Origin of the sequence: Pseudomonas sp. W2Oct36, from assembly GCF_041060465.1 — a bacterium.
Lineage (GTDB): Bacteria > Pseudomonadota > Gammaproteobacteria > Pseudomonadales > Pseudomonadaceae > Aquipseudomonas > Aquipseudomonas graminis_B.
The window spans coordinates 89456-112383 of the sequence record NZ_JAUERW010000008.1; the positions used below are offsets into that span (position 1 = coordinate 89456).

Annotated in this window: 18 protein-coding genes; 10 read left to right on the forward strand and 8 right to left on the reverse strand. The window is 63.0% G+C overall.

What is annotated here, in order from left to right; translation table 11 throughout:
* Window positions 1–52 precede the first annotated feature (52 nt).
* Entirely contained in the window at window positions 53–2590 is a 2538-nt protein-coding gene (locus QWI18_RS13195) for a UvrD-helicase domain-containing protein (protein WP_369319012.1), read from the forward strand.
* 18 nt (window positions 2591–2608) lie between these two features.
* Here QWI18_RS13195 and QWI18_RS13200 read toward each other — a convergent pair whose 3' ends face one another.
* A complete protein-coding gene (locus QWI18_RS13200) occupies window positions 2609–2890 on the reverse strand; it encodes a DUF1652 domain-containing protein (protein ID WP_296307175.1) in 282 nt (93 codons plus the stop codon).
* 391 nt (window positions 2891–3281) lie between these two features.
* Between QWI18_RS13200 and QWI18_RS13205 the strand changes: the two genes are divergently transcribed.
* Entirely contained in the window at window positions 3282–4907 is a 1626-nt protein-coding gene (locus QWI18_RS13205) for a methyl-accepting chemotaxis protein (protein WP_369319013.1), read from the forward strand.
* 111 nt (window positions 4908–5018) lie between these two features.
* On the opposite strand, the gene QWI18_RS13210 is transcribed toward QWI18_RS13205, so the two are convergent.
* From QWI18_RS13210 to QWI18_RS13240, 7 genes are all read right to left on the reverse strand, one after another.
* Window positions 5019–5999, reverse strand: coding sequence for a 2-hydroxyacid dehydrogenase (locus tag QWI18_RS13210; RefSeq protein ID WP_369319014.1), 981 nt, complete (start codon window positions 5997–5999; stop codon window positions 5019–5021).
* 14 nt (window positions 6000–6013) lie between these two features.
* On the reverse strand, window positions 6014–7330 hold the full coding sequence (locus tag QWI18_RS13215; RefSeq protein ID WP_369319015.1) for an MFS transporter: 1317 nt from the start codon (window positions 7328–7330) through the stop codon (window positions 6014–6016).
* A gap of 70 nt (window positions 7331–7400) precedes the next feature.
* Window positions 7401–8366: a sugar kinase gene (locus QWI18_RS13220; protein WP_369319016.1), complete on the reverse strand. Its 966-nt coding sequence runs from the start codon at window positions 8364–8366 to the stop codon at window positions 7401–7403.
* Window positions 8359–9180: a sugar phosphate isomerase/epimerase family protein gene (locus QWI18_RS13225; protein WP_369319017.1), complete on the reverse strand. Its 822-nt coding sequence runs from the start codon at window positions 9178–9180 to the stop codon at window positions 8359–8361. The genes QWI18_RS13220 and QWI18_RS13225 overlap by 8 nt, the downstream gene beginning before the upstream one ends.
* 105 nt (window positions 9181–9285) lie before the next feature.
* The gene (locus QWI18_RS13230; RefSeq protein WP_369319070.1) at window positions 9286–10269 is read right to left on the reverse strand and encodes a LacI family DNA-binding transcriptional regulator; all 984 of its coding nucleotides are present in this window, start codon (window positions 10267–10269) and stop codon (window positions 9286–9288) included.
* Between the two features lie 929 nt (window positions 10270–11198).
* The gene (locus tag QWI18_RS13235) at window positions 11199–12077 is read right to left on the reverse strand and encodes an ABC transporter permease (protein ID WP_192136019.1); all 879 of its coding nucleotides are present in this window, start codon (window positions 12075–12077) and stop codon (window positions 11199–11201) included.
* Window positions 12074–13060, reverse strand: a complete 987-nt coding sequence (locus tag QWI18_RS13240) for an aliphatic sulfonate ABC transporter substrate-binding protein (RefSeq protein WP_192136021.1) — start codon at window positions 13058–13060, stop codon at window positions 12074–12076. Before QWI18_RS13240 ends, QWI18_RS13235 begins: the two co-directional genes overlap by 4 nt.
* A gap of 480 nt (window positions 13061–13540) precedes the next feature.
* Between QWI18_RS13240 and QWI18_RS13245 the strand changes: the two genes are divergently transcribed.
* The 8 genes from QWI18_RS13245 to QWI18_RS13280 all read left to right on the forward strand — a co-directional run bounded on the left by QWI18_RS13245 (window position 13541) and on the right by QWI18_RS13280 (window position 22911).
* Window positions 13541–14221 (forward strand): hypothetical protein, encoded by a 681-nt coding sequence (locus QWI18_RS13245; protein ID WP_065990356.1) that lies wholly within the window; start codon window positions 13541–13543, stop codon window positions 14219–14221.
* Between the two features lie 250 nt (window positions 14222–14471).
* Window positions 14472–15392: a DNA-3-methyladenine glycosylase gene (locus QWI18_RS13250; protein WP_192136025.1), complete on the forward strand. Its 921-nt coding sequence runs from the start codon at window positions 14472–14474 to the stop codon at window positions 15390–15392.
* A gap of 216 nt (window positions 15393–15608) precedes the next feature.
* Window positions 15609–16148 (forward strand): methylated-DNA--[protein]-cysteine S-methyltransferase, encoded by a 540-nt coding sequence (locus QWI18_RS13255; protein ID WP_192136027.1) that lies wholly within the window; start codon window positions 15609–15611, stop codon window positions 16146–16148.
* Window positions 16149–16218: 70 nt separating this feature from the next.
* Window positions 16219–17022 (forward strand): isocitrate lyase/phosphoenolpyruvate mutase family protein, encoded by an 804-nt coding sequence (locus QWI18_RS13260; protein WP_369319018.1) that lies wholly within the window; start codon window positions 16219–16221, stop codon window positions 17020–17022.
* A 121-nt stretch (window positions 17023–17143) separates the two neighbouring features.
* Complete coding sequence (lexA, locus tag QWI18_RS13265) at window positions 17144–17761, forward strand: transcriptional repressor LexA (protein ID WP_369319019.1); 618 nt, start codon at window positions 17144–17146, stop codon at window positions 17759–17761.
* Window positions 17761–18378, forward strand: coding sequence for a translesion DNA synthesis-associated protein ImuA (imuA, locus tag QWI18_RS13270; RefSeq protein ID WP_192136057.1), 618 nt, complete (start codon window positions 17761–17763; stop codon window positions 18376–18378). The genes lexA and imuA overlap by 1 nt, the downstream gene beginning before the upstream one ends.
* 7 nt (window positions 18379–18385) lie before the next feature.
* Window positions 18386–19813 (forward strand): DNA polymerase Y family protein, encoded by a 1428-nt coding sequence (locus tag QWI18_RS13275; protein WP_369319020.1) that lies wholly within the window; start codon window positions 18386–18388, stop codon window positions 19811–19813.
* Complete coding sequence (locus tag QWI18_RS13280; protein ID WP_369319021.1) at window positions 19810–22911, forward strand: error-prone DNA polymerase; 3102 nt, start codon at window positions 19810–19812, stop codon at window positions 22909–22911. Before QWI18_RS13275 ends, QWI18_RS13280 begins: the two co-directional genes overlap by 4 nt.
* Window positions 22912–22928 lie beyond the last annotated feature (17 nt).

Here is a 22928-nt window from a genome sequence, read left to right on the forward strand (position 1 = left end):
CGAATGGGGCGACCATAGGCGCCCTGTCGATAACCCGATACCCGGAGCCCGCGTGCCGCACGATTTTTCCGCCGAGCTACCCAACGAGCCCAACTCACTGCCGCCGGACCTCAACACCCCCGAACGCCTGCCGTTCTTCAAACGGCTCATGGCCCGAATGATGGGCGGCGGCCTGTCGCGCATGCAGGCGCAGCACGTGCCGTCGTGGCACCAGGGCCACGCCGATGGCTACCTCAACGGCCATGCCGAGGGCATGAACGAGGGTTACGCCGAGGGGCATCTGGATGGCATCGAAGAAGGCCGGCAGGTGCTGGTGATTCGCGACACCCGGCCCCTTGAGCACCGCGGTCCGCGGGGTGACGATCACCTGTTCGACGACTGGCGCCTGCCACTGACCAACGAGTTGAAAAAGCGCATCAAGGCTGACGTCGCCGAGAAGCTGCCCGCTCACGCGCAACCGACCGCCGCCCAGTGGAAGATGATTTTCAGCGACACGCCGTCGACCTACGTGATTGCCGGTGCCGGGGCAGGCAAATCGACCTCCCTGGTGTTGCGCGTGCTGCTGCTCAATCACTACCTGGGCTTCGAGCTGGACGCCATGACCGTGGTCACCTTCACCCGCGAGTCGCGCAAGGATTTCATCCACAAACTCATCGAGATCATGGCGCTGTGGGGCCATGACCTGAGCCTGCGTCAGGCCCGCGAGGTGGTGCGCACGTTCCATTCGCGCATCCTGCCGCTGGTGCGCAGCCTGCCGGGTTTCGAGCAGTTGCAGGCCTTCGAGAACCTCAGCAGCCAGTCCGGCCAGCTCTTCGACGACAGCGCCGACAGCAACCCATTCGACCTGCGCATTAATGACGCCCAGCGCCAGCAGTTGAACCTGTGTTACCGCGATCTGTACGCCGCCAATTCACGCTTTCGTGACGTCATGGCGCCCCTGTACCGGCAGTCCCTGCAACTCAAGGAGCTGGACCGCGATCACCCGGACGTGCAGAAGCGCATCACCGTGATGGGCCTGTCGTCCAAGCGCGACGAGGAACTGTGCGACGTCATCGAAGACCTGTGGATTCGCGCTGGCGCCTGGCCGATCCAGGGCGTCGAGCCGATGCGCCAGACCGTCGAAGTCAGCGGCCTGACCTTCCACGTCCACGGGTATGCCGCCGAGCTGGATGCCTGGATCGTCCTCGGTTTCGACCCCAGCGAAGACCAGCACTTGCGCCGCCCGGACGCCAAGCTGCCGGTGTGGGCCGAGTGGGTGATCAAGCGCACGCTGTTTCAGGCGTTTTGCCGCAAGCCGGTCATCTGGCTGGAAAACTACCAGGCCTCGCGGGGCATGATGCAGTCGTTGTCCGGCGCGGCCGTGGCGGGGCCGGGCTTCGATTACAAGGTCAAAGGCGAGCTGAGCGCGGCGCCGCTGCTGGACTGTTTTGTCGCCGCTGCCAGCTTCATCGAGAACCTCGGGCTGGACGTCCCGGACGCCGTGGCGCAGATGAGCTTCTCGGATCAGGACCCCGACCGGTTTTTCTTCGAAGCACTCAGCCTGTTCTGGAAGGCCTTCGAGAATCACCTGCTGGATCAATCGCCGCCGGTAATGACCTACAACCGGATGTTCTCGCTGTTCGGTGAAAACTCGCCCGAAAACCTCAAGCTGGTCAGTGACGCGGGGCTGCGACCGCTGTCGCATTTGATGATCGATGAGTTCCAGGACGTCTCGCCGCAGATCGTCTCGTGGATCCGCGCCAGCCTGCGCGAGATCCGCAGTCGTGGTCCGGCGCTGCATGTCGGGCGTGGCGCCCAGCGTTCATCGCTGCTGTGCGTGGGCGATGACTGGCAATCGATCTACGGCTGGCGCGGCAGTTCGCCGAAATTCTTCATGGAGTTTGCCAAGGAGTTTTCCTCCCCCGCGACCACCAAGGTCATGCTCAGCGACAACTTCCGCAGCCACCAGCACATCATCGACGCCGCCGAACACATCGTACGCGCCGCGCCGGCCATCAGCGGCAAGAAGGCCCGCGCGAGCGGCGCCGAGCAGGCGCTGCTGCCGGTGACCGTACTGGACCGCGACGATGACCGGCTGCTCGCCAGCCTGACGGAACATTACAATGCCGGCGACTCGGTGCTGCTGCTGTACCGCAAAGGCAGTGAACGCAGCCGCTTGCCGGAAGCCTTGCAGGCCCTCGCCGATGCCGATTACCGGTTGCCGCCCCAGGAACGTCGCCTGAAGCAACTGACCTACCACAGCGCCAAGGGCCTGCAGGCCGACGCCGTGTTTCTGCTCGGCGATTGTCAGCATCTGACGCAGTCGCCGTACAAGAATCAGGTCTATCAGCTGGCGGGTCTGGGCCGGGAAGGGGATCTGGAAGCGTTCGACAACGCGCAGAAAGATGAAGTGTTGCGTCTGGCCTATGTCGCCATCACCCGCGCGGTTCGTCACTGCTACTGGTTTATCGACGCCGCGGGTAACGACGATGCAAACATCCCGCGCGCGTCGGCGCGGGTTGCAGGGGACAAGCCGTTTTTCGATGATCGCCGAGGCGCTGCTTCACTCAGCACTTCGTTGAGCACGTCACTCGGCACTTCAGTCGAATAGAGCATGACGCCCAGGCCTTCAGGCCCGATTGAGGTACAGCGAGCGTCTCGGAATGAAGGTTTCGATCTCCAGTTCGATGGCCTCGATGATGCGCTCGACATCCGTCGCATTCATCACGGTGGCGCAGGGGATGGCGGCGATGGCGATCACCGTCTCGCCGCTGGCCCGGTCGAACAGGCGGGCCACCATACTGCCGGGTGCATCCATGTTGGCTTCGAAGCCCACCGGATGAAAATGCCAGCGCATCAGCTGGCAGGCGTTCGGGAACGTGACTTTGTTCATGGACCCACCTCGTTCAATCGAGCACTTCACAAGCTCCGCAGGGTAGGAAAACGGCAGGTCTGTCCAGGCTTCGGTAGCGATCGACACGTCGCTTGGCCAAGCCCGGCACCCAGACCAAGGGTCAGGTAAAGGTAGCACCGCGTTTAGACCGTGTCGGTAAATAAATCCCGGCCGATTGGAAATTTCATCTTTAGTTGATCTTTGTCATGTGACGCTTATATCCAGGCGCATGTTTAAACAAAGGCTGAATCGTTATAGCTATCTAAAAGCTCTCGTACGAAGTTGGCGCGCATAAATATATCTCTTTAAACGTTTAAAGCGTTCGCATGAAAGTTAAGGCGCTGCCGATAACAGGACGAGTGACAATAAAAAGACGCCATGCAGTATCAGCCTTCCAGAGAGATCATCCATGTCGATAAGAAACATGAACATTGCGCCTCGCGCATTCCTGGGATTCGCTTTCATTGCCGCGCTGGTCATTGGCTTGAGCGTTTTCTCGGTCCACCGGATGGCGCAGATTCGCCAGGCCACCATTGACATGGAGTCCAACCAACTGCCGAGTATCGGCCATTTAACCGGGATGCTGGAGAACAGCCTGCGCTTGCGCATCACCTCGTTTCGCACGCTGGTCAACCGGGAACCGGCATCGCTGCGTGAAACCGATGCACGGATCGCTGAACTGATCGGTAAGTTGCAGGCTGCCAAAAAAGCCTACGCCGCACTGCCGGCCGAGGCGGATGAGCTGGCGCTTTACAACCAGTTTGAAGCGACGCTGGCGACGTTCCTTGGCATTCAGGCCAACGTGCTGGATTTGTCCCATCAAGACAAGGTTGATGACATGCGCGCGTTGATCAACACCCGCATGAAGGAAGCCACTGATCTCATGGGTGCGCAGATCAACCAGTTGATCGCCATGAACACGAAGAGCGCCACGGAAGCGGGAGAGATTTCCAGACAGGAATATGAAAGCGCCAACCTGAGCATGATTGCGGTGTCAGCGGTCGCCGTCCTGCTCACCATCCTGTTGGCGTGGGTGCTCACCCGAAGTATCGTCAACCCGATGAGCCGAGCGGTTCGTGCCGCAGAAGAAATTTCATCGGGCGATCTGACCCGGTCCATCGAAGTCGACGGCAAGGACGAAGCGACCCTGCTGTTGCGCGCCCTGGCAACGATGCAGCGCAATCTGCGCCAGACCATCGAGCTGATTTCCGGCTCGTCCACGCAACTGGCCTCGGCGGCCGAGGAACTGAGCGCGGTGACAGAAGAGTCCTCGCGCGGTTTGCAACAGCAGAACAACGAGATCGAGCAGGCGGCAACGGCGGTCAACGAGATGACGGCCGCCGTCGAGGAGGTCGCGCGCAACGCGGTGTCGACGTCCGAAGCGTCACAGCAGTCCAACCAGACTGCGCGTCAGGGCCGTGAACGGGTCATCGAGACGGTTAGGTCGATTCAGGACATGGCCCAGCAGATCCAGGCCACTTCCGGGCTGGTCGAGGGGCTTGCTGCCCAGGGGCGTGACATCGGTAAGGTGCTGGACGTGATTCGCTCGATTGCCGAGCAGACCAATCTGCTGGCCCTCAACGCGGCCATCGAGGCCGCGCGTGCGGGGGAGGCGGGTCGCGGGTTTGCCGTGGTCGCCGACGAAGTCCGCGCGCTGGCCCACCGCACCGCGCAATCGACCACGGAAATCGAACAGATGGTCGCCGGCATTCAGACCCGCACCGGCGACGCTGTGCAATCCATGTCGCGCAACACCGAGAGCACCCGCACCACGCTCAGCCTGGCCAGTTCGGCGGGTGATGCACTGGAACTGATCACCGAAGCCATTGCCCAGATCAACGAACGCAACCTGGTGATCGCCAGCGCATCGGAAGAGCAGGCGCAGGTGTCCAGGGAAGTCGACCGCAATCTGGTCAACATCCGCGACCTCGCCGCGCAGACGGCGGCCGGCGCGAACCAGACCAGCGCGGCCAGCCATGAACTGTCACGACTGGCGGTGGACCTGAAAGCAATGGTGGCGAAGTTTGTGGTCTAAGCGGCTGATTTGGTGAGGGTCACAGGTCTCAAGGACTGGCGGAATCGAGTGGGAGCGAGCTTGCTCGACGGGCTGAGTTCGCGAGCATTACCTGATCCCACCGGGTAGATGTCAGCCATGCCACGCAGCAGGATTGACCAGATCCTTCGGTCGCTCGCCTGCCAGGGCCGCCAGCAGGTTGTCCACGGCACAGCGGGCCATGGCCTCGCGGGTTTCGTGGGTCGCCGAGCCCATGTGGGGGGTTGCCACCACGTTGTCCATCCTCAGTAGCGGCGAGTCCGGGCTCACGGGCTCCTGTTCAAAGACGTCCAGACCTGCCGCGCGGATCTGGCCGTTGTGCAGCGCGGCAATCAGCGCCGGCTCCTCCACCACTTTGCCCCGGGCGATGTTGATGAAGATCGTCTCCGGGCGCATCTGCGCAAATTGTTCCGTGCCAATCAGTCCCTCGGTTTCAGCGGTCAGCGGCACGGTCAGGCAGACAAAATCAGCTTCGCGCAACAGGTCCTCCAGGCTGCGATAGCGGGCCTCAAAGCGCGCTTCCACCGCCGGCTTCGGTGAGTGGCTGTGATAGATCACCGGCATCCCGAAACCGAAATGACCCCGTTGCGCGACCGCTTCGCCAATCCGGCCCATGCCGATGATGCCCAACGTCTTGCCATGCACATCTGAGCCGAAATGCTTTGGCCCGATGTTCTGCTTCCACTGGCCATCGCGAACCATATTCGCCAGCTCCACCACCCGACGGGCAGTGGCCATGATCAGCGCGAAACCGGTGTCAGCGGTGGTTTCGGTCAGCACATCCGGCGTGTTGGTGAGCAGAATGCCGCGCCGTATCAGGTACTCGATATCGTAGTTGTCGACGCCCACCGAGACGCTGGACACCGCCTTGAGCTTCGGCGCCAGGTCCAGCAGCTCGGCATCCAGCTTCACGCTCGCGCCGAGCAGGGCATCGGCGCGGGGCAGGGCGTCGCGCAGGCGGGCCAGGCCGTCGCTGGATTTCGGATCGTCGATCAGCGTGACCTCGGCCTGGGCTTGCAGGCGCTCCATCAAAGGCGCCGAGAGTTTTTTGTACAGCACAACATGGTGAGTCATCGAAGGGCTCCGGATCAGGAATGGGCAGGCGCGGGACCAACGCCAGGCTTGTCGCTCAGCGGGCGGGGCTTGCTGTCCGGCTTGAGCAGCAGCGTCAGCACCACCGACACCAGCAGCGCGCCGCTCATGAACAGGTACGACGCGCTCAAGGTGCCGGTGACGCCGTTGAGGTAGCCGACGAGGTAGGAACCGGCGAAGGAACCCAGCGCGCCGAGGCTGTTGATCAAGGCCATGGCGCCGCCCGCGACGTTGGCCGGGAGGATTTCCGGGACGATGGCGAAGAACGGACCGTAGGGCGCGTACATGCAGGCACCGGCAATGACCAGCAGCGAGTACGACCACCAGAAATGCTCGGTGCCCAGCGCGTACGAACCGTAGAACGCAACGGCGGCCAGCAGCAGCGGCGGCCAGACAAACGCTTTGCGCTTCTGGGTTTTATCGGACGCCCACGACACCAGCACCATGCCGATCACCGCCGCCAGATACGGCAAGGCAGAAAGCCAGCCGGCTTCAACCATGTCCATCTGCATGCCTTTCTTGATGATCGTCGGCAGCCACAGCACGAAGCCATAAACGCCGATGCTCCAGCAGAAATACTGCGCGGCCAGCAGCAGCACGCGTGGCGAGCGGAAGGCTTCGGCGTAGTTTTTCACTGGCTTGATGCCGACCTGTTCGGCGTCGAGGCGCGCTTGCAGTTCGGTCTTTTCTTCAGCGGTCAGCCACTTGGCCTGGGCCGGACGCTCGTCCACCAGACGCCACCAGATAAACGCCCAGATCACCGCCGGCAGGCCTTCAACGATGAACATCCAGCGCCAGCTGAAGTGCGCCACCAGATAGCCGGACACCACCGACATCCACAGCATCGTCACCGGGTTGCCGAGAATCAGCACGGTATTGGCCCGCGAGCGTTCGGCCTTGGTGAACCAGTAGCAGAGGTACACCAGCATCGCCGGCATGACGGCCGCTTCGACCACACCGAGCATGAAGCGGATGCCGATCAGCATGTAGGCGTTGGAGACGATGCCGGTCAGGGTGGCCAGGCCGCCCCACAGAATCAGGCTGACGAAGATGAGTTTCTTGACGCTTTTCTTCTGCGCATAGATGGCGCCGGGCACCTGGAAGAAGAAGTAACCGAGGAAAAACAACGCCCCCAGCAGGGACGACATGCCCGGCGTGATGTGCAGGTCTTCGGCCATCCCCGAAGCAGCGGCAAAGCCATAGTTGGCGCGGTCCAGGTACGCCAGGCTGTAGGTGATGAAGACGATGGGCATGATCAATAGCCAGCGACGTTTGAGGCCGGCGTGTTTCACGGATTCGAGCAGATTGTCCATTTCAGGCTCCCTGAGCATGTTGTTTTTGTCGCAGCAGGTGATGAAGATTCGGTGTGTGTAAACGCGAGGGTCAGGCGCTCTGTCGTCGCGCGCCTGCCGAGACGTTGGCCGCATCGAGGGCGGCGCGGGAGGGCAGGCCTTCCATGTCGCCACGGCTTTGCACGGCCTGGCTGCCGACCCAGTTGCCCCGGGCAGTGGCCTGTTCGAAGCCGAGGTTTTCCAGCAGCGCGCTGATCACGCCGACGGCAAAACCGTCGCCTGCGCCCACGGTGTCGACCACCTTTGGCACCGGCACGCCGGGCAGGAACGCCTCATTGAGTTGGGTGCGGTAATACGCACCCTTGGCGCCGAGTTTGATGATCACCGCCTCGACGCCCATGTCCAGGTAGAAACGGGCGATGTCCGCCGGTGTGTCGAAACCGGTGAGCAACTCACCCTCGGCCAGCCCCGGCATGACCCAGTGGGCGTGGCTGGCAAGGTGGTTGACTTCGCGGATCATCGTCGCCTGGCTCGACCACAGCGAAGGCCGCAGATTGGGGTCGAACGACACGCTGCGGCCGGCCTCGCGCATTTGCGTCATCAGCACGTGGGAAAGCTCCCGACAGGTGTCGGACAGCGCCGCCGGGATGCCCGTGGCGTGCAGATGCCGGGCCTTGAGCAGATCGGGGACGATGTCGTTGACCGACAGATGGCTGGCCGCCGAGCCGCGACGGAAGTACTCGACCACAGGGTCCGCGCCTTCCAGCTCCAGGGATTTGAACTGAAAGCCGGTGGGGTGCGCGGCGTCCACGGTAACGTGGCCGCAATCGACGCCTTCCTGTTGCAGGCTGTCGGTGACGAAGCGGCCCATGGAATCGTTGCCGACCCGGCTTAGCCACGCCACTTTGAAGCCCAGTCGGGACAGCCCGATCGCCACATTGCTGTCGGCGCCGGCGATGCGTTTCTCGAAGTGGCGAACCTGCGCCAAGTCACCGGTTTGCTCGGCCACCAGCATGGTCATGGTCTCACCGAACGAGAGAATATCGATCTCAGACATGGCTCAGCGCCTCCGTTTCCTTCGCGTTGGAGTGAGTGGGCTGCGACTGGCCAAGGCGGGCGAGCAGGGCAACCTGTTCGCGGGTCACTTGCAGCAGGTCATCGCCTTGCAGCGGGTATTCAACGGCGCGGGGCAGGTTTACCGGCATGTGCTGGATGAGCTGTTCCCACGCTTGCAGATCGGCCGGCGCTGGCGGTACGGCGATGAGCTTGCCTGCCCCGTTCCGGGTGATTGCCTTGCAGTGCAGGTACTCGACGTAACGCCCCAGCTGCTGTGCGGCGTCGCGGGCGGACTGTTCCTGCCAGCGCCAGTTGCCGATGTCGAAGGTCATGCCGATGGGCATTTGCAGCGCGGTGAGCTGCGCGAAGAACCGAACGAAGGGCTCGATGCGGCCACCTTGCTCGGTCTGATCGTTTTCCACCAGCAAGTGAACGTCATAGGGTGCAAGACGATCGGCCAGCGCCGCCACGTCGCAGTGCTCGCCAAAATGCCCCAGCGATACTTTGAGCCAGAACGCACCGCACGCCGTGGCGCGTTCGAGGGTCGGGATGAGTTCTTGGTTCGGCTGACTGTCGCCTTCGAGCCACAGCTCAAGGGGAGCGGAGTACAGGCATTCCAGGCCGTGAGCCGCAATGGCGCGGGCGAGGGCAGGGAGGTCTTGGTCGTCGACGCTGGGGCTGAACAGCTCTTCCCGCAGCTCGATGCGCGTGACGCCAGCGTTGACCAGCAACGGGATGAAACTGGCCTGGCCTTGGCCGCGTACATGATCGGCACCGAAGGCGCCAAGGCTGATGGCAACGGATGGTAGGGTCATTATTATTGTCCTCTGAAACCGGTTACATTTTTGTTCGAACGAGCGAACCGAGTAAAAGTTCGCGTCGGCGTGCAGTGGTTGACCTGCGGTATCTGTTTGGGTCGGTCAGGTCTGTCGTCGGGTCGAGCCGCGGGCGATCAACTGTGCAGGGAAGTCGTACAGCCGCACCGGCTCCTGGTCGCCACGCAGTCGGTTCAGCAGGCACTCGAAGGCGGTAATGCCCATTTCGTGGGTGGGCTGCGCCAGGGAGGTGATGCCGCTGCCGACGAGTGGGTACCAGTCCAGCTCGTCGAGGGCGATCAGGCCGATGTCGTTGAACAGGTGGCAGCCCAGCTCATGCAGTTGACGGGTGGTGATCAGGGTAGCGACGCCGTTGGCAGTGAACAGGGCCTTGGGGCCGGGGCCTTGCTGCGCGAGGAAGTCGCGCAACCGGTCGCGCAGTGGTTCGCCGGTTTCGCAGACCTGGCCACGCATGCCGGCGCGCTGAGTGATTTGGTGTTTGAAGGCGTCGACCCGCTCGATCCGCGAACTGGTGCCGTCCTGGGGTTCGGTGACCATGAGTACGTCGCGGTATCCGGCTTCATGCAGATGATCCAGCGCTTGCCGGACTGCCGCGACGTTGTCGAGGCCGACGAGATCGCTGCGCAGTTCATCGACTTTGCGGTCCACCAGCACCATCGGCAGTTCGCGGTGCAGTTCGCGCAGTTCGTCGAGGTGATGGCCGAGGGTGTTCACGATCAGGCCTTCGATGTTGTAGGAGCGCAGTGCCGCGAGGTGCAGGCGTTCCTGTTCGTCGTCGCGGTCGGTGTTGCAGACGACGAGGCTGTAGCCGTGCTTGCGGCAGGCGGTTTCGACGCCGTGCATGACGGCGATGGAGTAGGGGTTGCGGATGTCGGCGACGAGCATGCCGATCAGGCGGGTGCGGCCGCGTTTGAGGCCGCGGGCCATTTGGTTGGGGCGATAGCCGAGGGTGTCGATGGCCTGTTCGATGCGTTTGGCGATGGCGTCGGACAGCAGTTGGCGGTCATCGCCGATGAAGCGCGAGACGCTGGCCTTGGAGACGCCGGCGAGGTCGGCGACGTCGTTCATGGTGACGCGGGTGCGCGTCGGGGTGGAGATGCTGTTCACGGCCTGGACCTTATTGGATTTATCAGCAGGCTTATGGGGAGAGCTCTTTGGCTCTGAAACCGGTTTCAGGAGACACCAGATTCGGGGTTGGCGTCAATATGGCTTTCAGAGCATCTGCCTAACGGCAGATATTTCGCCTTCGGCGAGTTACTTGGAAAAGCACCCCAAGTAACCAAGGGTGCTTGCTCACGGTTTGGCCCTTCGTTCCTCAGGGTTCCTTCACTCCGGTCTCGCTCCGTGGGCCCGCGCCAAACGGACATCCATGTCCTGACGGCGCTCTCGCCGCATCCCTGCGGCTCGGCCCACTGCGCGAAACCTGCGTTCAGCCTGCACCCAAGTCGCGATTCGCGGTGTCTGGGCATTTTGTGTACGAAGATCAAAAGCACATCAAAAGCAGATCAAGGGCTTCCCGGCTGAAGCCGGTCCTACAGTTGGAGGCGATTCCACAGGTTGTATGCGGTGCCTTTAGCGGGACCGGCTTTAGCCGGGAATGGACGCAGAGCGTCCTGGGATGCATACCCACGCGGAGCGTGGGCACGTTCATTGCGCGAGAGTATGCGGTCCAAACGTAGGACCGGCTTCAGCCGGGAAGCTGTTGATCTTGATCTTCAACCGAGATAGTTCAGGCACCGCATAACGCGACTTTGGTGCAGGCTGAACGGAGGTCTCGTGGAGTGGGCCTAGCCGCATGGATGCGGCGAGAGCTGCCCCCCGCCATGGATGGCGGATGGCAGCGGGCCCACGGAGCGAGACCGGAGTGAAGGAACCCTGAGGAACGAAGGGCCCAACCGAGAGCAAGCACCCTTGGTTACTTGGGGTGCTTTTCCAAGTAACTCGCCGAAGGCGAAACCGAGGCCGTTAGGCCGACGCTTTAGATTTTGATCTTGATCTCAACCTGTAAAAGCATCCCGCCAGGCCAGGAACCGCCGCTCCAGCATCGCCAGCACCCCATCGGTCAGCTTGCCCAACACCGCCAACACAATGATCGCCGCCAGCACAATATCGGGCCGTGACGTCTCGCGCCCGTCACTCAGTAAATAACCCAACCCTTTCGTCGCGGCGATCAATTCCGCCGCCACCAGAAACATCCACGCCAGACTCAACCCCGAACGCAAACCGGTGAACAAACCGGGCAGCGCGGCGGGCAAAAACACATGCACGATCATCTGCCGCCGACTGAAGCGATACATCCTCCCCACCTCCACCAGCTTGCGATCAATATTGCGAATGGCCGCAACGCCGTTCAGGTACACCGGGAAAAACGCCCCAATGGCAATCAACACAATCTTGGAGGTCTCACCAATCCCCAGCCACAACAGCAACAGTGGCACCCAAGCCAGGCTCGGGATGGAGCGCAGGCCGGCGAACGTCGGCTCCAGATACGCTTCCGCCTCGCGGCTGAGTCCGACCCACGCCGCAAACACCAGCCCCAGCCCCGCGCCGATCGCGAACCCCGACAGCACACGCGTCAGGCTGGCGCCGATGTGTTTCCACAGCGCGCCGTCGGCCAGATCAGTCAGGGTCGTTGCAATCTCGCTGGGGGCCGGCATCTGGTAGGACTGCACCCAGCCCACCCGTACGGCGACTTCCAGCAAGAGCAAAATAGCCACCGGCACGGCAAGGCCCTTCAAGCGGGTCCGCCAATTCCCATGGGCTTGCCGCACAACCGGTGGCGCGTCAGATGCCTCGTCCTTCAACGCCTGAGCCCTGGGGCTGACGCTGTTTCCGATGCTGCTGCCACTGGCTTGGCTGCCCCGCGTGTTGCTCATGGCTGGACGTCGATCGCGTTGCCGAAACTAGGGTCGATCAATTGGTCGATGATCTGGTCGACGTTCGTGCCTTTGCGCACCAGCGCTTCGGACACCAGAATCGGCGCGGCGGCCTTCGACGCGGTGACGTCCTTGTCGGTCAGCAGGGGGCTGCCGAGGTCAGTGCGGGTCAATTGCAGTTTGGCGACATCCAGCGGCAGGCCTGACTCGGTGGCGAGCAATTGCGCCAGCTCGTCCGGATGTTTCAGCGACCACTCCCGGGCTTTTTCGTACGCGCCAAGGACGGTTTTGATCGCTTCCGGGTGCTCCTTCGCATAGCGCTCGGTCACGCTGACGACGCCAAAGCTGTTGAAGTCCTTGTTGCGGTACAGCAAGCGCGAGCCGGCCTGAATTTCGCTTGCCGCCATGTGCGGATCGAGCCCCGCCCAGGCATCGACGTCGCCTTTCTCCAGCGCAATGCGGCCATCCGGGTGCTGCAGATGCAAGAGTTCGACGTCGTCCTTGGTCAGCTTCGCCTGCTGCAAGGCGCGCAGGGTGAACAGGTAAGGGTCGGTGCCTTTGGTGGCGGCAATTTTCTTGCCTTTCAGGTCGGCAACGCTCTGCAGCGTCGAGTCCTTGCGCACCACCAGGGCGGTCCATTCGGCGCGGCTGTAGACATAAACCGATTTGATCGGGCTGCCATTGGCCCGCGCCAGTACCGCTGAAAGACTGGCGGAGGAAGCGAAGTCGACGCCACCGCTGTTGAGGTATTCCAGCGAGCGGTTGCTGCCCTGGCTGAACACCCAGCTGACGTTGCTCTGTGGCAGCGCCTTTTCCAGCCAGCCAAAATGCTTGAGCACCAGACTGACCGGCGAGTAGTAGGCGTAATCGAGATGCACCTCGGCAGGTGGCGCCTCGGCAGCCTGGGCCTGCGGCAGTAGCGTCAGGGCAAGAGCAACGGCGAGCAGTTTGAAAGAAGTCGGCAGACGGGAAAATGGGGTCATGGGTAAGTGTCCAATCAAGGGGCGGAAGCTGCGCACGGCTGCTTATGGCGAAATCAGCATTCGGAGCGAATCGGTCTGCTTGATTGGAATATTGCAGGCTTTGTGCCATTGGCCAGAGGCCGCCGTTATGCCGTATTTGCGGGGCAGAACAGAGGCAGCGGGGTTTCTGAAACAACAGTCTGTTGATTGACTGTTGCTGGGCGAACAAAGGTAATTGGCACCTCCGCGGAGGTCGCTGTACTGCTCAGCGCGGTGGTCCGCAGCGGCTACACACCGTTGACTCAAAACAACGCCATTTGACCGTTCGGCGATTAATTCGGGAAATCAGGTGGTTGCGTGCAACCTCTTGAGCATTTACTCATCTGATGGGCATTCGTTATACGGAAACATTCGCTCGCCATACTGCGCCGAGCCACACGCTGACAAGGACGTTGCATCGGGCGTCACGCCCATCACGAACCATCAGAATTCCATGCCGATATGAGCCTTTCAACGCCTCCTCTGTTGTCCCGCGCAATGCAGCGCATGACCTATTTTCTGTTGCCGACCCTGCTGATCGCGTCCGCCATTTTCTGGTTCGCCGCCGGTAAAGGCGTGCACGCCGAGTCCAAGAACGGCACTCAGACGCTGGTGTTTCTACGCCACGCCGAGAAGCCCGAAACCGGCCTGGGTCAGCTCAATTGTCAGGGTCTTAATCGCGCTATCGACCTGTCCACAGTGCTGCCGAACACCTTCGGCAAGGCCGACTTCATCTTCGCGGCGAACCCCAGCCGTCATGTAGAAGAAGGCGAACATGATCATTCCTACAGTTACCTTCGCCCGCTCATGACCGTTGGCCCCAGCGCGATCAAGCTGGGCCTGCCGGTGAACATCGACTTCGCTGCCAACGACACCGGTGATCTGGCCGATGAGTTGATGCGCGACAAATACCACGACGCCACTATCTACACGGCTTGGTCCCACGGTTACCTGCCGGAGCTGATCAACAAAGTCGCCGAGGAGGCATCGGGCGAGAAACTCAAACTGGTCGACGACTGGGTTGCCGAGGACTTCGATTCCGTGCTGGTCCTGACGCTCAAGTGGAACGACGGCAAAGCCACGCTGCAGTACGAAAACTACAAGCAGAACCTCAACGGCGGCGCAGTGGGCTGCCCGAGCTGACGGGAATGCATGGGATCCCCTCGTAGGACGCGATGCCATTGTGGGACCGGCTTCAGCCGGGAAGAGGCCGGTGTACTCACCCCCAATTCTGCGGTGTGACACCTGTCATGTTTCCGGCTGAAGCCGGTCCTACAGTCGGGGCGCGATCCGGTCCTGGGGTCGACACCGCCTGATGTGTTCGAGCCCAAAAAATTTGTACGCCTTCATCGATTACGCTAGCGTCAGCCGACCTGACTGCCGGCGATTCCCCATGCTTCGACCTCTCCAGCCCCACGCCTCGCGCCTGATCCCCTTCAACCCGCCGTTCGACTGGCAGCGCATGCTCGATTTCTTTGCGGCGCGGATGACGGCGGGCGTGGAGGCGGTGGTCGATGGGGTGTACATGCGCACGATCGACTTCAAGGGCAGCCAAGGTGCCTTGTCGGTCGCACTGGCGCCGGACGGGCAGCAATTGCTGGCGACCGTCCATGGCGAGGTCAGCCAGCACATTGATGAGCTGATCGTGCCGGTTTCGCACATGTTCGATCTGTACGCCGAACCGCCCATCATCGACCAGGCTCTCTCGCAAGACCCGTGGCTGGCCTCGCTGGTGCAGCGTCGCCCGGGGCTGCGCGTGCCGGGGGCGTTTTCCGGGTTCGAGCTGGCGGTGCGCACGATTGTCGGGCAGCAGGTCAGCGTCAAGGGTGCGACGACGATTATCGGTCGCCTCGTGCAGCGCGCCGGGGTTCAGGTCCACGATGGGCTGCATGAACAATTGGCCTGGCGCTTCCCGACGCCTGAGGCCCTGGCGCAGGCCAACCTGGACAAGATCGGCATGCCCGGCAAGCGCGTCGAGACCCTGCAGCGTCTCGCGGCGGCGGTGGCCAGTGGCGAGCTGTCCCTTGACGTTCGTCATGGCGTCATTGGCGATTTACGGCGACAGTTGCTGGCCATGCCCGGCATCGGCCCCTGGACCGTGGAATACATCGCCATGCGCGCCTGGCGTGACCCGGACGCCTGGCCTGCCGCCGATCTGGTGCTGATGAATCTGATGACCCTGCAGGAGCCGACCCTGCTGCGCCTGCCGCAGCACAAGGCGCGGGCCGAAGCCTGGAAACCCTGGCGCGCCTACGCCGCGATTCACATCTGGAATTCCGCGGCGGACGCGGCGGGCAAGCAGAAGGGCGGCTGACCTGTGAGTTCGAGCGCAAGAAGCGGGTGGTTCGAACCGGGCGCGCGAGTAGTATGTCGGCATTCGACCCGGCGCCCGGACGGTCTGGGTCATGCCGCATGATCACGGATCATGTCGGGTCATTGCCGATGACCAAGGCGCACCACGATCCAGTGCGAAATCCGCAACACGCGCAAGACCGCAAGCCAGGCCACAAGTCAGAGCAGGAGCCAGACGATGATCTTCACCTACCGCTTCATCGATTCCCCGGTCGGTCAGTTGAAGCTGATCGCCAAGGGCCCGCGTCTGGCCGCCGTGCTCTGGGAAACCGACCGCCCCAACCGCGTGCTGCTCGGGCCGATGAGCGAAGATGCCGGCAGCGATATGCTGGACCGGACCGAGCGCCAGCTCGGCGAATACTTTGCCGGTCGCCGACAGCGCTTCGACCTTGAGCTCGAATTCCATGGCACCGCATTTCAGCAGAAAGTCTGGCAGGCCTTGTTGAATATTCCTTTCGGCGAAACCCGCAGTTATCTCGACATTGCCGTGCAGATCGGCAACCCCGCCGCCGTGCGCGCCGTCGGTGCCGCCAATGGCAAGAACCCGATTTCCATCATCGCCCCGTGCCACCGGGTGATCGGCAGTTCCGGCGCGCTCACCGGTTTTGCCGGTGGCCTCTACGCCAAGCACCTGCTCCTGACGCTTGAGGGGTATCAGCCCGCGTCGCGTGGCAAGGGCATTACGGCGGCGGCTTTGACCCAGGCGTCACTGTTCTAGACTGGCCCCCACACACACGCACACCCTGTCAGTAAAAACCCGCACAGAAACCGAATCAATGGAGATGATCATGCCCGGTTCCGCTCAGACGTTTCGCTCACTGCACCACCAGTCCACCGTTTTGCGCCTGCCCAATGCCTGGGATGCCGGCAGCGCTCGGCTGTTCGAAAGCCTCGGCGCCACCGCCATCGCGACCACCAGCGCCGGGGTCGCCTGGGCCCAGGGCTATGCCGATGGCCGTGTGTTTCCGGTGGACATCGCGGTAACCGTCGCGGCCAGCATCGCGCGGCTGATCAACGTGCCGCTGTCGGTGGACATGGAAAACGGCTACTCGGACGACCCGCAAACCGTGGCGGAAAACGTCAAGCGGGTGCTGGACGTCGGCGCGATCGGCATCAATATCGAGGACGCTTCCGACGCGCCGGTGCTGCTGGCCCGCAAGATCGAGGCGATCAAAAGCATGGCGGCCCGCAACGGGCTGGACGTCTTTATCAACGCCCGCACCGACGTTTACCTGGCGAGTCTGGTCGCTGAAGAGTTGCGTCTGGAGGAAACACTGAAGCGCGGCCAGCTTTACAGGGAAGCGGGTGCAGACGGCCTGTTCGTGGCGGCATTGGTGGATGTCGAGCACATCAAGACCGTCGTTGCAGGCATCGACCTGCCCATCAATCTGTTGGCGCGACAGGGCCTGCCCGCCGCCGACGCGCTGGCCCAGCTGGGCGTGCACCGTTTGAGCGCCGGGTCCACCATCACGCAGACCTTATGGGGACAGGCCGAGCAACTGGCGCGGGGCTTTCTGCAGGAAGGGCGATCGGAAGCGGTCACCGAAGGCAGCCTGACCTACCCGCAGATCCAGGCGTTGTTTGAGCGCTAGATAGCACCCATCGCAATAAATGAAATAAGGGGGGGCGATTCTGTGGATTCGCCGCTCTGTTACAAAAATTGCCAAGGGATCGACAGGAGGCGCTGGTCAGGATTAGTCGAAAAGAGTACAAATGTGCTCCATGACGACCCTATCCCCCAAACGCGCTGCCATCCTCACGTTCATACGAGATCGCATCGCCCAGAATGGCCAGCCTCCCAGCCTGGCTGAAATTTCCGAAGCCTTCGGTTTTGCTTCCCGCAGTGTCGCGCGCAAGCACATCGTGGCCCTGACCGACGCCGGCTTGATCGAAGTCGTCGCCAATCAGGCCCGCGGCATCCGCCTGCTGGACACTGGGCCACGGCCGCAGATGCTCGACATTCTCGTACTCGGTCGGGTGGCCGCCGGCGCGCCCATCGGGCCCGACCTCGACAATCACGACACCTTCACGCTCGACAGCCGCACCTTCATGCGCGTCCCGGATTACCTGTTGCGGGTGAGCGGGGACTCAATGATCGACGACGGCATCTTCGACGGTGATCTGGTGGGCATCCTGCAAAGCGCCGAGGCCCGCGACGGTCAGATCATCGTCGCCCGGCTGGACGGCGAAGTGACCATCAAGCGCCTTGAGCGCGGCGATGATCAGCTTCGCTTGCTGCCGCGCAACCCGGCATATCAACCGATCATCGTGCGGCCCGACCAGGACTTCGCCATCGAAGGCGTGTTCTGTGGCCTGGTGCGCCGGGAATGATGGGCGCGGTGGTCAGCCTCGACGCGCTGCTGGACGAGCGACGCGTCTGGAAGGGGCGTCAGCACGTTGCCTCGGTTGCCGCCCAGCCTACCGGCCATGCCGCCCTCGATGCGGCGTTGCCCATGGGAGGCTGGCCGCCTGCAGCAATGACTGAAGTGCTGGTGGCGGCCAACGGCAGCGGCGAGTTGCGTCTGATGTGGCCGACCCTGGCGCGACTGGCGGACAGCGGCGAGCGCATCGTGCTGGTTGCGCCTCCTTTTTTGCCCTATGCCCAGGCGTGGCAGATGGCGGGCATCGACCTGAAGCAGTTGTCGATCATCCACGCCAACGAGCGCGATGCCCTGTGGGCGGTGGAGCAATGCCTGCGTTCGGGCAGTTGCGGCGCGGTGCTGTGCTGGCCGACCAAGGTCGACGACCGTGCCTTGCGTCGTTTGCAGGTGGCCGCCGAAACCGGTGAAACCCTGGCCTTTGCCTGCCGTGGGCATGAGGCGGCAGCCAATCCGTCTCCGGCCGCGCTGCGCATTGCCATCGACGCGCGCCCCAGTCAGTTGCGGGTGCTCAAGTGTCGCGGCGGGCTGGCGCCTTCTTCCCCCGTTCCGTTCATCGCTGACGCTTGAGGTTGCCATGCTCTGGGCTTGTGTCCTCCTGCCGCAGCTGGCGCTGGACGGCGTCATGCGCCGTCGCGAAAACCCTGAAGAACCGCTGGCTCTGATCAGCGGCACGGCCCAGCGCCGGGTGCTGCAGACGGTCAACCCGGCCGCCCGCGCGATGGGCTTGCGTGCCGGCCAGTCTCTGACCGCAGCCCACGCCATGACCCGGGAATTCGCCACCGTCGAATACGACCCGGACGAAACCGAGCGCTGGCACCGTTTGCTGGCGGCCTGGGCCTACCGTTTCAGTTCCCATGTCAGCCTCAAGTACCCGCGCGTGCTGTTGATGGAGGTGGAATCCAGCTTCGGCCTGTTCGGTCCGTGGCCGGTGTTCGAGGCGCGACTGCGTCAGGAGCTGACCGAGCTGGGCTTCACCCACCGCATCGTCGCGGCGCCCAATCCGCTGGCGGCCCGCATGCTCGCCAACGCCCATGACGGTCTGGCCGTGACCGATGCCGACACGCTGCAGGAGGTGCTGGCACAGATGCCGGTCAACCGCATCGGCCTGCCAGCCGAAGTCGCCACTGCACTGGCGCGCATGGGCCTGCATCGCGTGCGCCAGGTTCATGGCTTGCCCCGTGACACCCTGGCCCGGCGTTTTCCGGCGGCCGTGCTGCAACACCTCGATACGCTGTTCGGGCGCAGGCCCATGGGGCTGGAGTGTTATGTGCCGCCTGACCGTTTCGATACCCGCATCGAGCTCAACTTCGACGTCGAATCCCATCAGGCGCTGCTGTTCCCGCTCAAGCGCATGATTGCCGATCTGGCGGTGTTTCTGGCCGGACGCGACAGCGGCGTGCAACGTTTTGTGATTCATCTGGAACACGTGCCAAGCGTGGGTAGCGTTGCGCCGGACACGCAAATTCCCGTCGGCCTGCTCAGCGCCGAGCGCGAAGCCAACATGCTGTTCGAGCTGGCACGGGGTCGTCTGGAACAAATTGGAGTGCCGTCTCCGGTCCGCGCGTTGCGATTGCAGGCCAAGGATCTGCCGGCGTTCGTGCCGACCCACCGCGAGCTGTTCGACGACCGTCCGCAGCAGACCATGCCGTGGGAGCAGCTGCGCGAGCGCCTGCGCGCACGGCTTGGGGACGAAGCGGTCGCCGGTCTGGGCTTTCAAGCCGACCATCGCCCCGAGTGTGCTTCGTTGCCCGCGTGCCCGGGCAAACCGCCGGCGCTGCTCCACAAAGTACCGCGCCCCGGCTGGCTATTGCCGGAGCCCGAGTTACTGACCGAGCCCGGCGTGCGTGTGCTGGCGGGGCCGGAGCGCATTGAGTCGGGCTGGTGGGACGGCGGCGATGTACGCCGCGACTACTACCTGGTTGAAACCCGTAACGGCCAGCGTGGCTGGGCGTACCGCAGCGTCGGCGACAGCAGCCTGTTGCTGCACGGCTGGTTCGCATGAGCGGGGGATACGCCGAGCTGCATTGCCTGTCGAATTTCAGCTTTCAGCGCGGGGCGTCGAGTGCTAAGGAGCTGTTCGAGCGGGCAAAGCTGCATGGGTATCAAGCGCTGGCGATCACCGATGAATGCACCCTGGCGGGCATCGTGCGTGGGTGGCAGGCCGCAAAGGAATGTGAGCTGCCACTGATCATAGGCAGCGAAATCACCATCGAGAACGGGCCGAAAATCGTCTTGCTGGTGGAGAATCTCGCCGGCTACCAGGCCTTGTGTCGCTTGATCACCCAAGGGCGGCGCCGCAGCAAGAAAGGCGAATACCGGCTGCTGCACGAGGACTTTCAGCAGCCGGTCCCAGGGCTTTTGGCGCTGTGGCTGCCTGATCTTGATCAGGACATCCCGACCCGACGGGAGCAAGGCGAATGGCTACGGGGGATCTTTCAGCAGAATCTGTGGCTGAGCGTCGAACTGCATTGCGGTCCGGATGACCGAAAGCGCCTCAACACCTTGCTCGGCATGGCGCGGGCCATGGCGATTCCTGCCGTCGCCAGTGGAGACGTGCACATGCACGCCCGCGGTCGTCGAGCGTTGCAGGACACCATGAGCGCCGTCCGCCACCACACCACCGTGGCCGAAGCGGGGCATCGGCTGTTTGCCAACGGCGAGCGGCATCTGCGGCCGCTCTCGGTATTGAGCGAGGTTTACCCGGCGAGCCTGCTGATTGAAACCTTGAACATCGCCCGGCGTTGCACCTTCGACCTCAGTGAATTGCGCTACGAATACCCCCATGAGCTGGTGCCGCCTGACCAGTCCCCCAGCAGCTGGTTGCGGCACCTGACCGAGCAGGGCGCTAGTCGGCGCTGGCCTCAGGGCGTGCCGGAGGTCGCCCGCAGCAACATCGAAAAAGAGCTGAAGGTCATCGCGGCCAAGCGGTACGAGAGTTACTTCCTCACGGTGCACGACATCGTCAGCTTCGCCCGCGGTCAGCACATCCTCTGCCAGGGCCGTGGCTCGGCGGCTAACTCCACAGTTTGTTTCGCCCTGGGCATCACCGAGCTGGACCCGTCAAAAAGCAACCTGCTGTTCGAGCGTTTCATCTCGCAAGAGCGAGACGAGCCCCCGGACATCGACGTCGATTTCGAGCATGAACGGCGCGAGGAAGTGCTGCAATACGTGTTCCGTCGATACGGCCGGGGCAGGGCGGCGCTCACCGCCGTTGCCAGTACCTACCACGGTGCGGGGGCCGTCCGGGATGTGGCGCGGGTCCTCGGTTTGCCGCCCGACCAGATCAATGCGTTGGCCGATTGTTTCAGCCGCTGGAGCGACAACATGCCGCCCGCCGAACGGCTCCGGGAATGCGGTTTCGAGCCTGACAGCCCGATTCTGCGACGTGTGCTGACGTTGACCGGCGAACTGATCGGCTTCCCCCGGCATCTGTCCCAGCACCCCGGCGGTTTTGTGATTTCCGAGCATCCGCTGGAAACCCTGGTGCCCGTGGAAAACGCCGCCATGGTGGACCGCACCATCATTCAGTGGGACAAGGATGACCTCGATCTGGTGGGCCTGCTCAAGGTCGATATTCTGGCCTTGGGCATGCTCAGCGCACTGCGCCGGACCTTCGACCTGGTCAGGGGTTATCGCGGTTACGACCTGACCCTCGCGACCATCCCCGCCGAGGACAAACCGACCTACGACATGATCACCCGCGCCGACACCATCGGCGTGTTCCAGATCGAGTCCCGGGCGCAGATGTCCATGCTCCCGCGCCTCAAGCCCAACACTTTCTATGACCTGGTGATTGAGGTGGCCATCGTCCGGCCCGGGCCCATTCAGGGCGGCATGGTGCATCCGTACTTGCGCCGCAAGAACGGCGAAGAGGCCGTGACGTACCCGTCCGAAGAACTGAAAGCGGTATTCGAGCGCACGTTGGGTGTGCCGCTGTTTCAAGAGCAGGTCATGCAACTGGCGATCGTCGCCGCGGATTACTCGCCCGGCGAGGCGGACCAACTGCGCCGTTCCATGGCGGCCTGGAAACGCCATGGCGGTCTCGAGCCCCATCGCATTCGCCTCAGCGAGCGCATGAAGGAAAAGGGCTACCCCGACGAGTTCATCCAGCGGATTTTCGAGCAGATCAAGGGCTTCGGCAGTTACGGCTTCCCGGAATCCCACGCCGCCAGCTTCGCCTTGCTGACCTACGCCAGTTGCTGGCTGAAATGCCACGAGCCAGCGGCCTTTACCTGCGCGCTGATCAACAGCTGGCCCATGGGCTTTTACAGCCCGGATCAACTGCTGCAGGACGCACGGCGCCACCAGATCGACGTGCACCCGGTGGACGTGCGGTACAGCGACTGGGACTGTTCACTCGAGCCTGTGGCCGGCCGGGAATACAACCAGAACCTGGCGATCCGCATGGGTCTGCGCATGATCCGCGGCTTTCGCGAGGAGGACGCCAAGCGTATTGAACAGGCGCGCGGCGTACGTGCTTTCAAGGACGTGGCCGACCTGTGCATCCGCGCCGAGCTGGACAATCGCGCCCGTGCTGCGCTGGCCGATTCCGGTGCGCTGCGGGGGCTGGTGGGGCATCGGCACCGGGCGCGCTGGGAGATCGCCGGCGTCGAGATGCAGCGTCCGTTGTTCGGCGACGACTGTTTTGGCGAAGAGGCCCAGGTCGCGCTGCCGCTGCCCAGTGTCGCCCAGGACCTTGCTGCCGATTACGACACCCTCGGCACCACACTCGGCCCGCACCCGCTGGCCCTGCTGCGCCATAAGCTGGCGGCGAAGCGTTTTCGCAGTTCAAAGGATTTGCTGGATGAAGAACACGGCCGCAGCTTCAGCGTCGCCGGGCTTGTCGTCGGTCGACAACGGCCCGGCACCGCCAGCGGCGTGACCTTCGTGACCCTGGAAGACGAACACGGCATGATCAACGTGGTGGTCTGGCGTGATCTGGCCGAGCGTCAACGCAAGGTGCTGGTAGGGTCGCAGTTGATGCAGGTGTTCGGCAAGTTCGAATTCCAGAAGGGCGTACGCCACGTCATCGCCCAGCGATTGTTCGACCTCACGCCGATGCTCACCGGGCTCGACGTGCGCAGTCGCGATTTCAAATGATCCGCCGGGCGTTCATC

Bases quoted from the DNA above. Each gene is read 5' to 3' on its own strand.
- imuA (WP_192136057.1), top strand. From the start codon at position 17,761: ATGGGCGCGGTGGTCAGCCTCGACGCGCTGCTGGACGAGCGACGCGTC.
- QWI18_RS13235 (WP_192136019.1), bottom strand. From the start codon at position 12,077: ATGAGCAACACGCGGGGCAGCCAAGCCAGTGGCAGCAGCATCGGAAAC.
- QWI18_RS13230 (WP_369319070.1), bottom strand. From the start codon at position 10,269: ATGAACGACGTCGCCGACCTCGCCGGCGTCTCCAAGGCCAGCGTCTCG.
- QWI18_RS13210 (WP_369319014.1), bottom strand. From the start codon at position 5,999: ATGACTCACCATGTTGTGCTGTACAAAAAACTCTCGGCGCCTTTGATG.
- QWI18_RS13205 (WP_369319013.1), top strand. From the start codon at position 3,282: ATGTCGATAAGAAACATGAACATTGCGCCTCGCGCATTCCTGGGATTC.
- QWI18_RS13245 (WP_065990356.1), top strand. From the start codon at position 13,541: ATGAGCCTTTCAACGCCTCCTCTGTTGTCCCGCGCAATGCAGCGCATG.
- QWI18_RS13225 (WP_369319017.1), bottom strand. From the start codon at position 9,180: ATGACCCTACCATCCGTTGCCATCAGCCTTGGCGCCTTCGGTGCCGAT.
- QWI18_RS13240 (WP_192136021.1), bottom strand. From the start codon at position 13,060: ATGACCCCATTTTCCCGTCTGCCGACTTCTTTCAAACTGCTCGCCGTT.
- QWI18_RS13275 (WP_369319020.1), top strand. From the start codon at position 18,386: ATGCTCTGGGCTTGTGTCCTCCTGCCGCAGCTGGCGCTGGACGGCGTC.
- QWI18_RS13255 (WP_192136027.1), top strand. From the start codon at position 15,609: ATGATCTTCACCTACCGCTTCATCGATTCCCCGGTCGGTCAGTTGAAG.
- QWI18_RS13215 (WP_369319015.1), bottom strand. From the start codon at position 7,330: ATGGACAATCTGCTCGAATCCGTGAAACACGCCGGCCTCAAACGTCGC.
- QWI18_RS13280 (WP_369319021.1), top strand. From the start codon at position 19,810: ATGAGCGGGGGATACGCCGAGCTGCATTGCCTGTCGAATTTCAGCTTT.
- lexA (WP_369319019.1), top strand. From the start codon at position 17,144: ATGTGCTCCATGACGACCCTATCCCCCAAACGCGCTGCCATCCTCACG.
- QWI18_RS13250 (WP_192136025.1), top strand. From the start codon at position 14,472: ATGCTTCGACCTCTCCAGCCCCACGCCTCGCGCCTGATCCCCTTCAAC.
- QWI18_RS13220 (WP_369319016.1), bottom strand. From the start codon at position 8,366: ATGTCTGAGATCGATATTCTCTCGTTCGGTGAGACCATGACCATGCTG.
- QWI18_RS13260 (WP_369319018.1), top strand. From the start codon at position 16,219: ATGCCCGGTTCCGCTCAGACGTTTCGCTCACTGCACCACCAGTCCACC.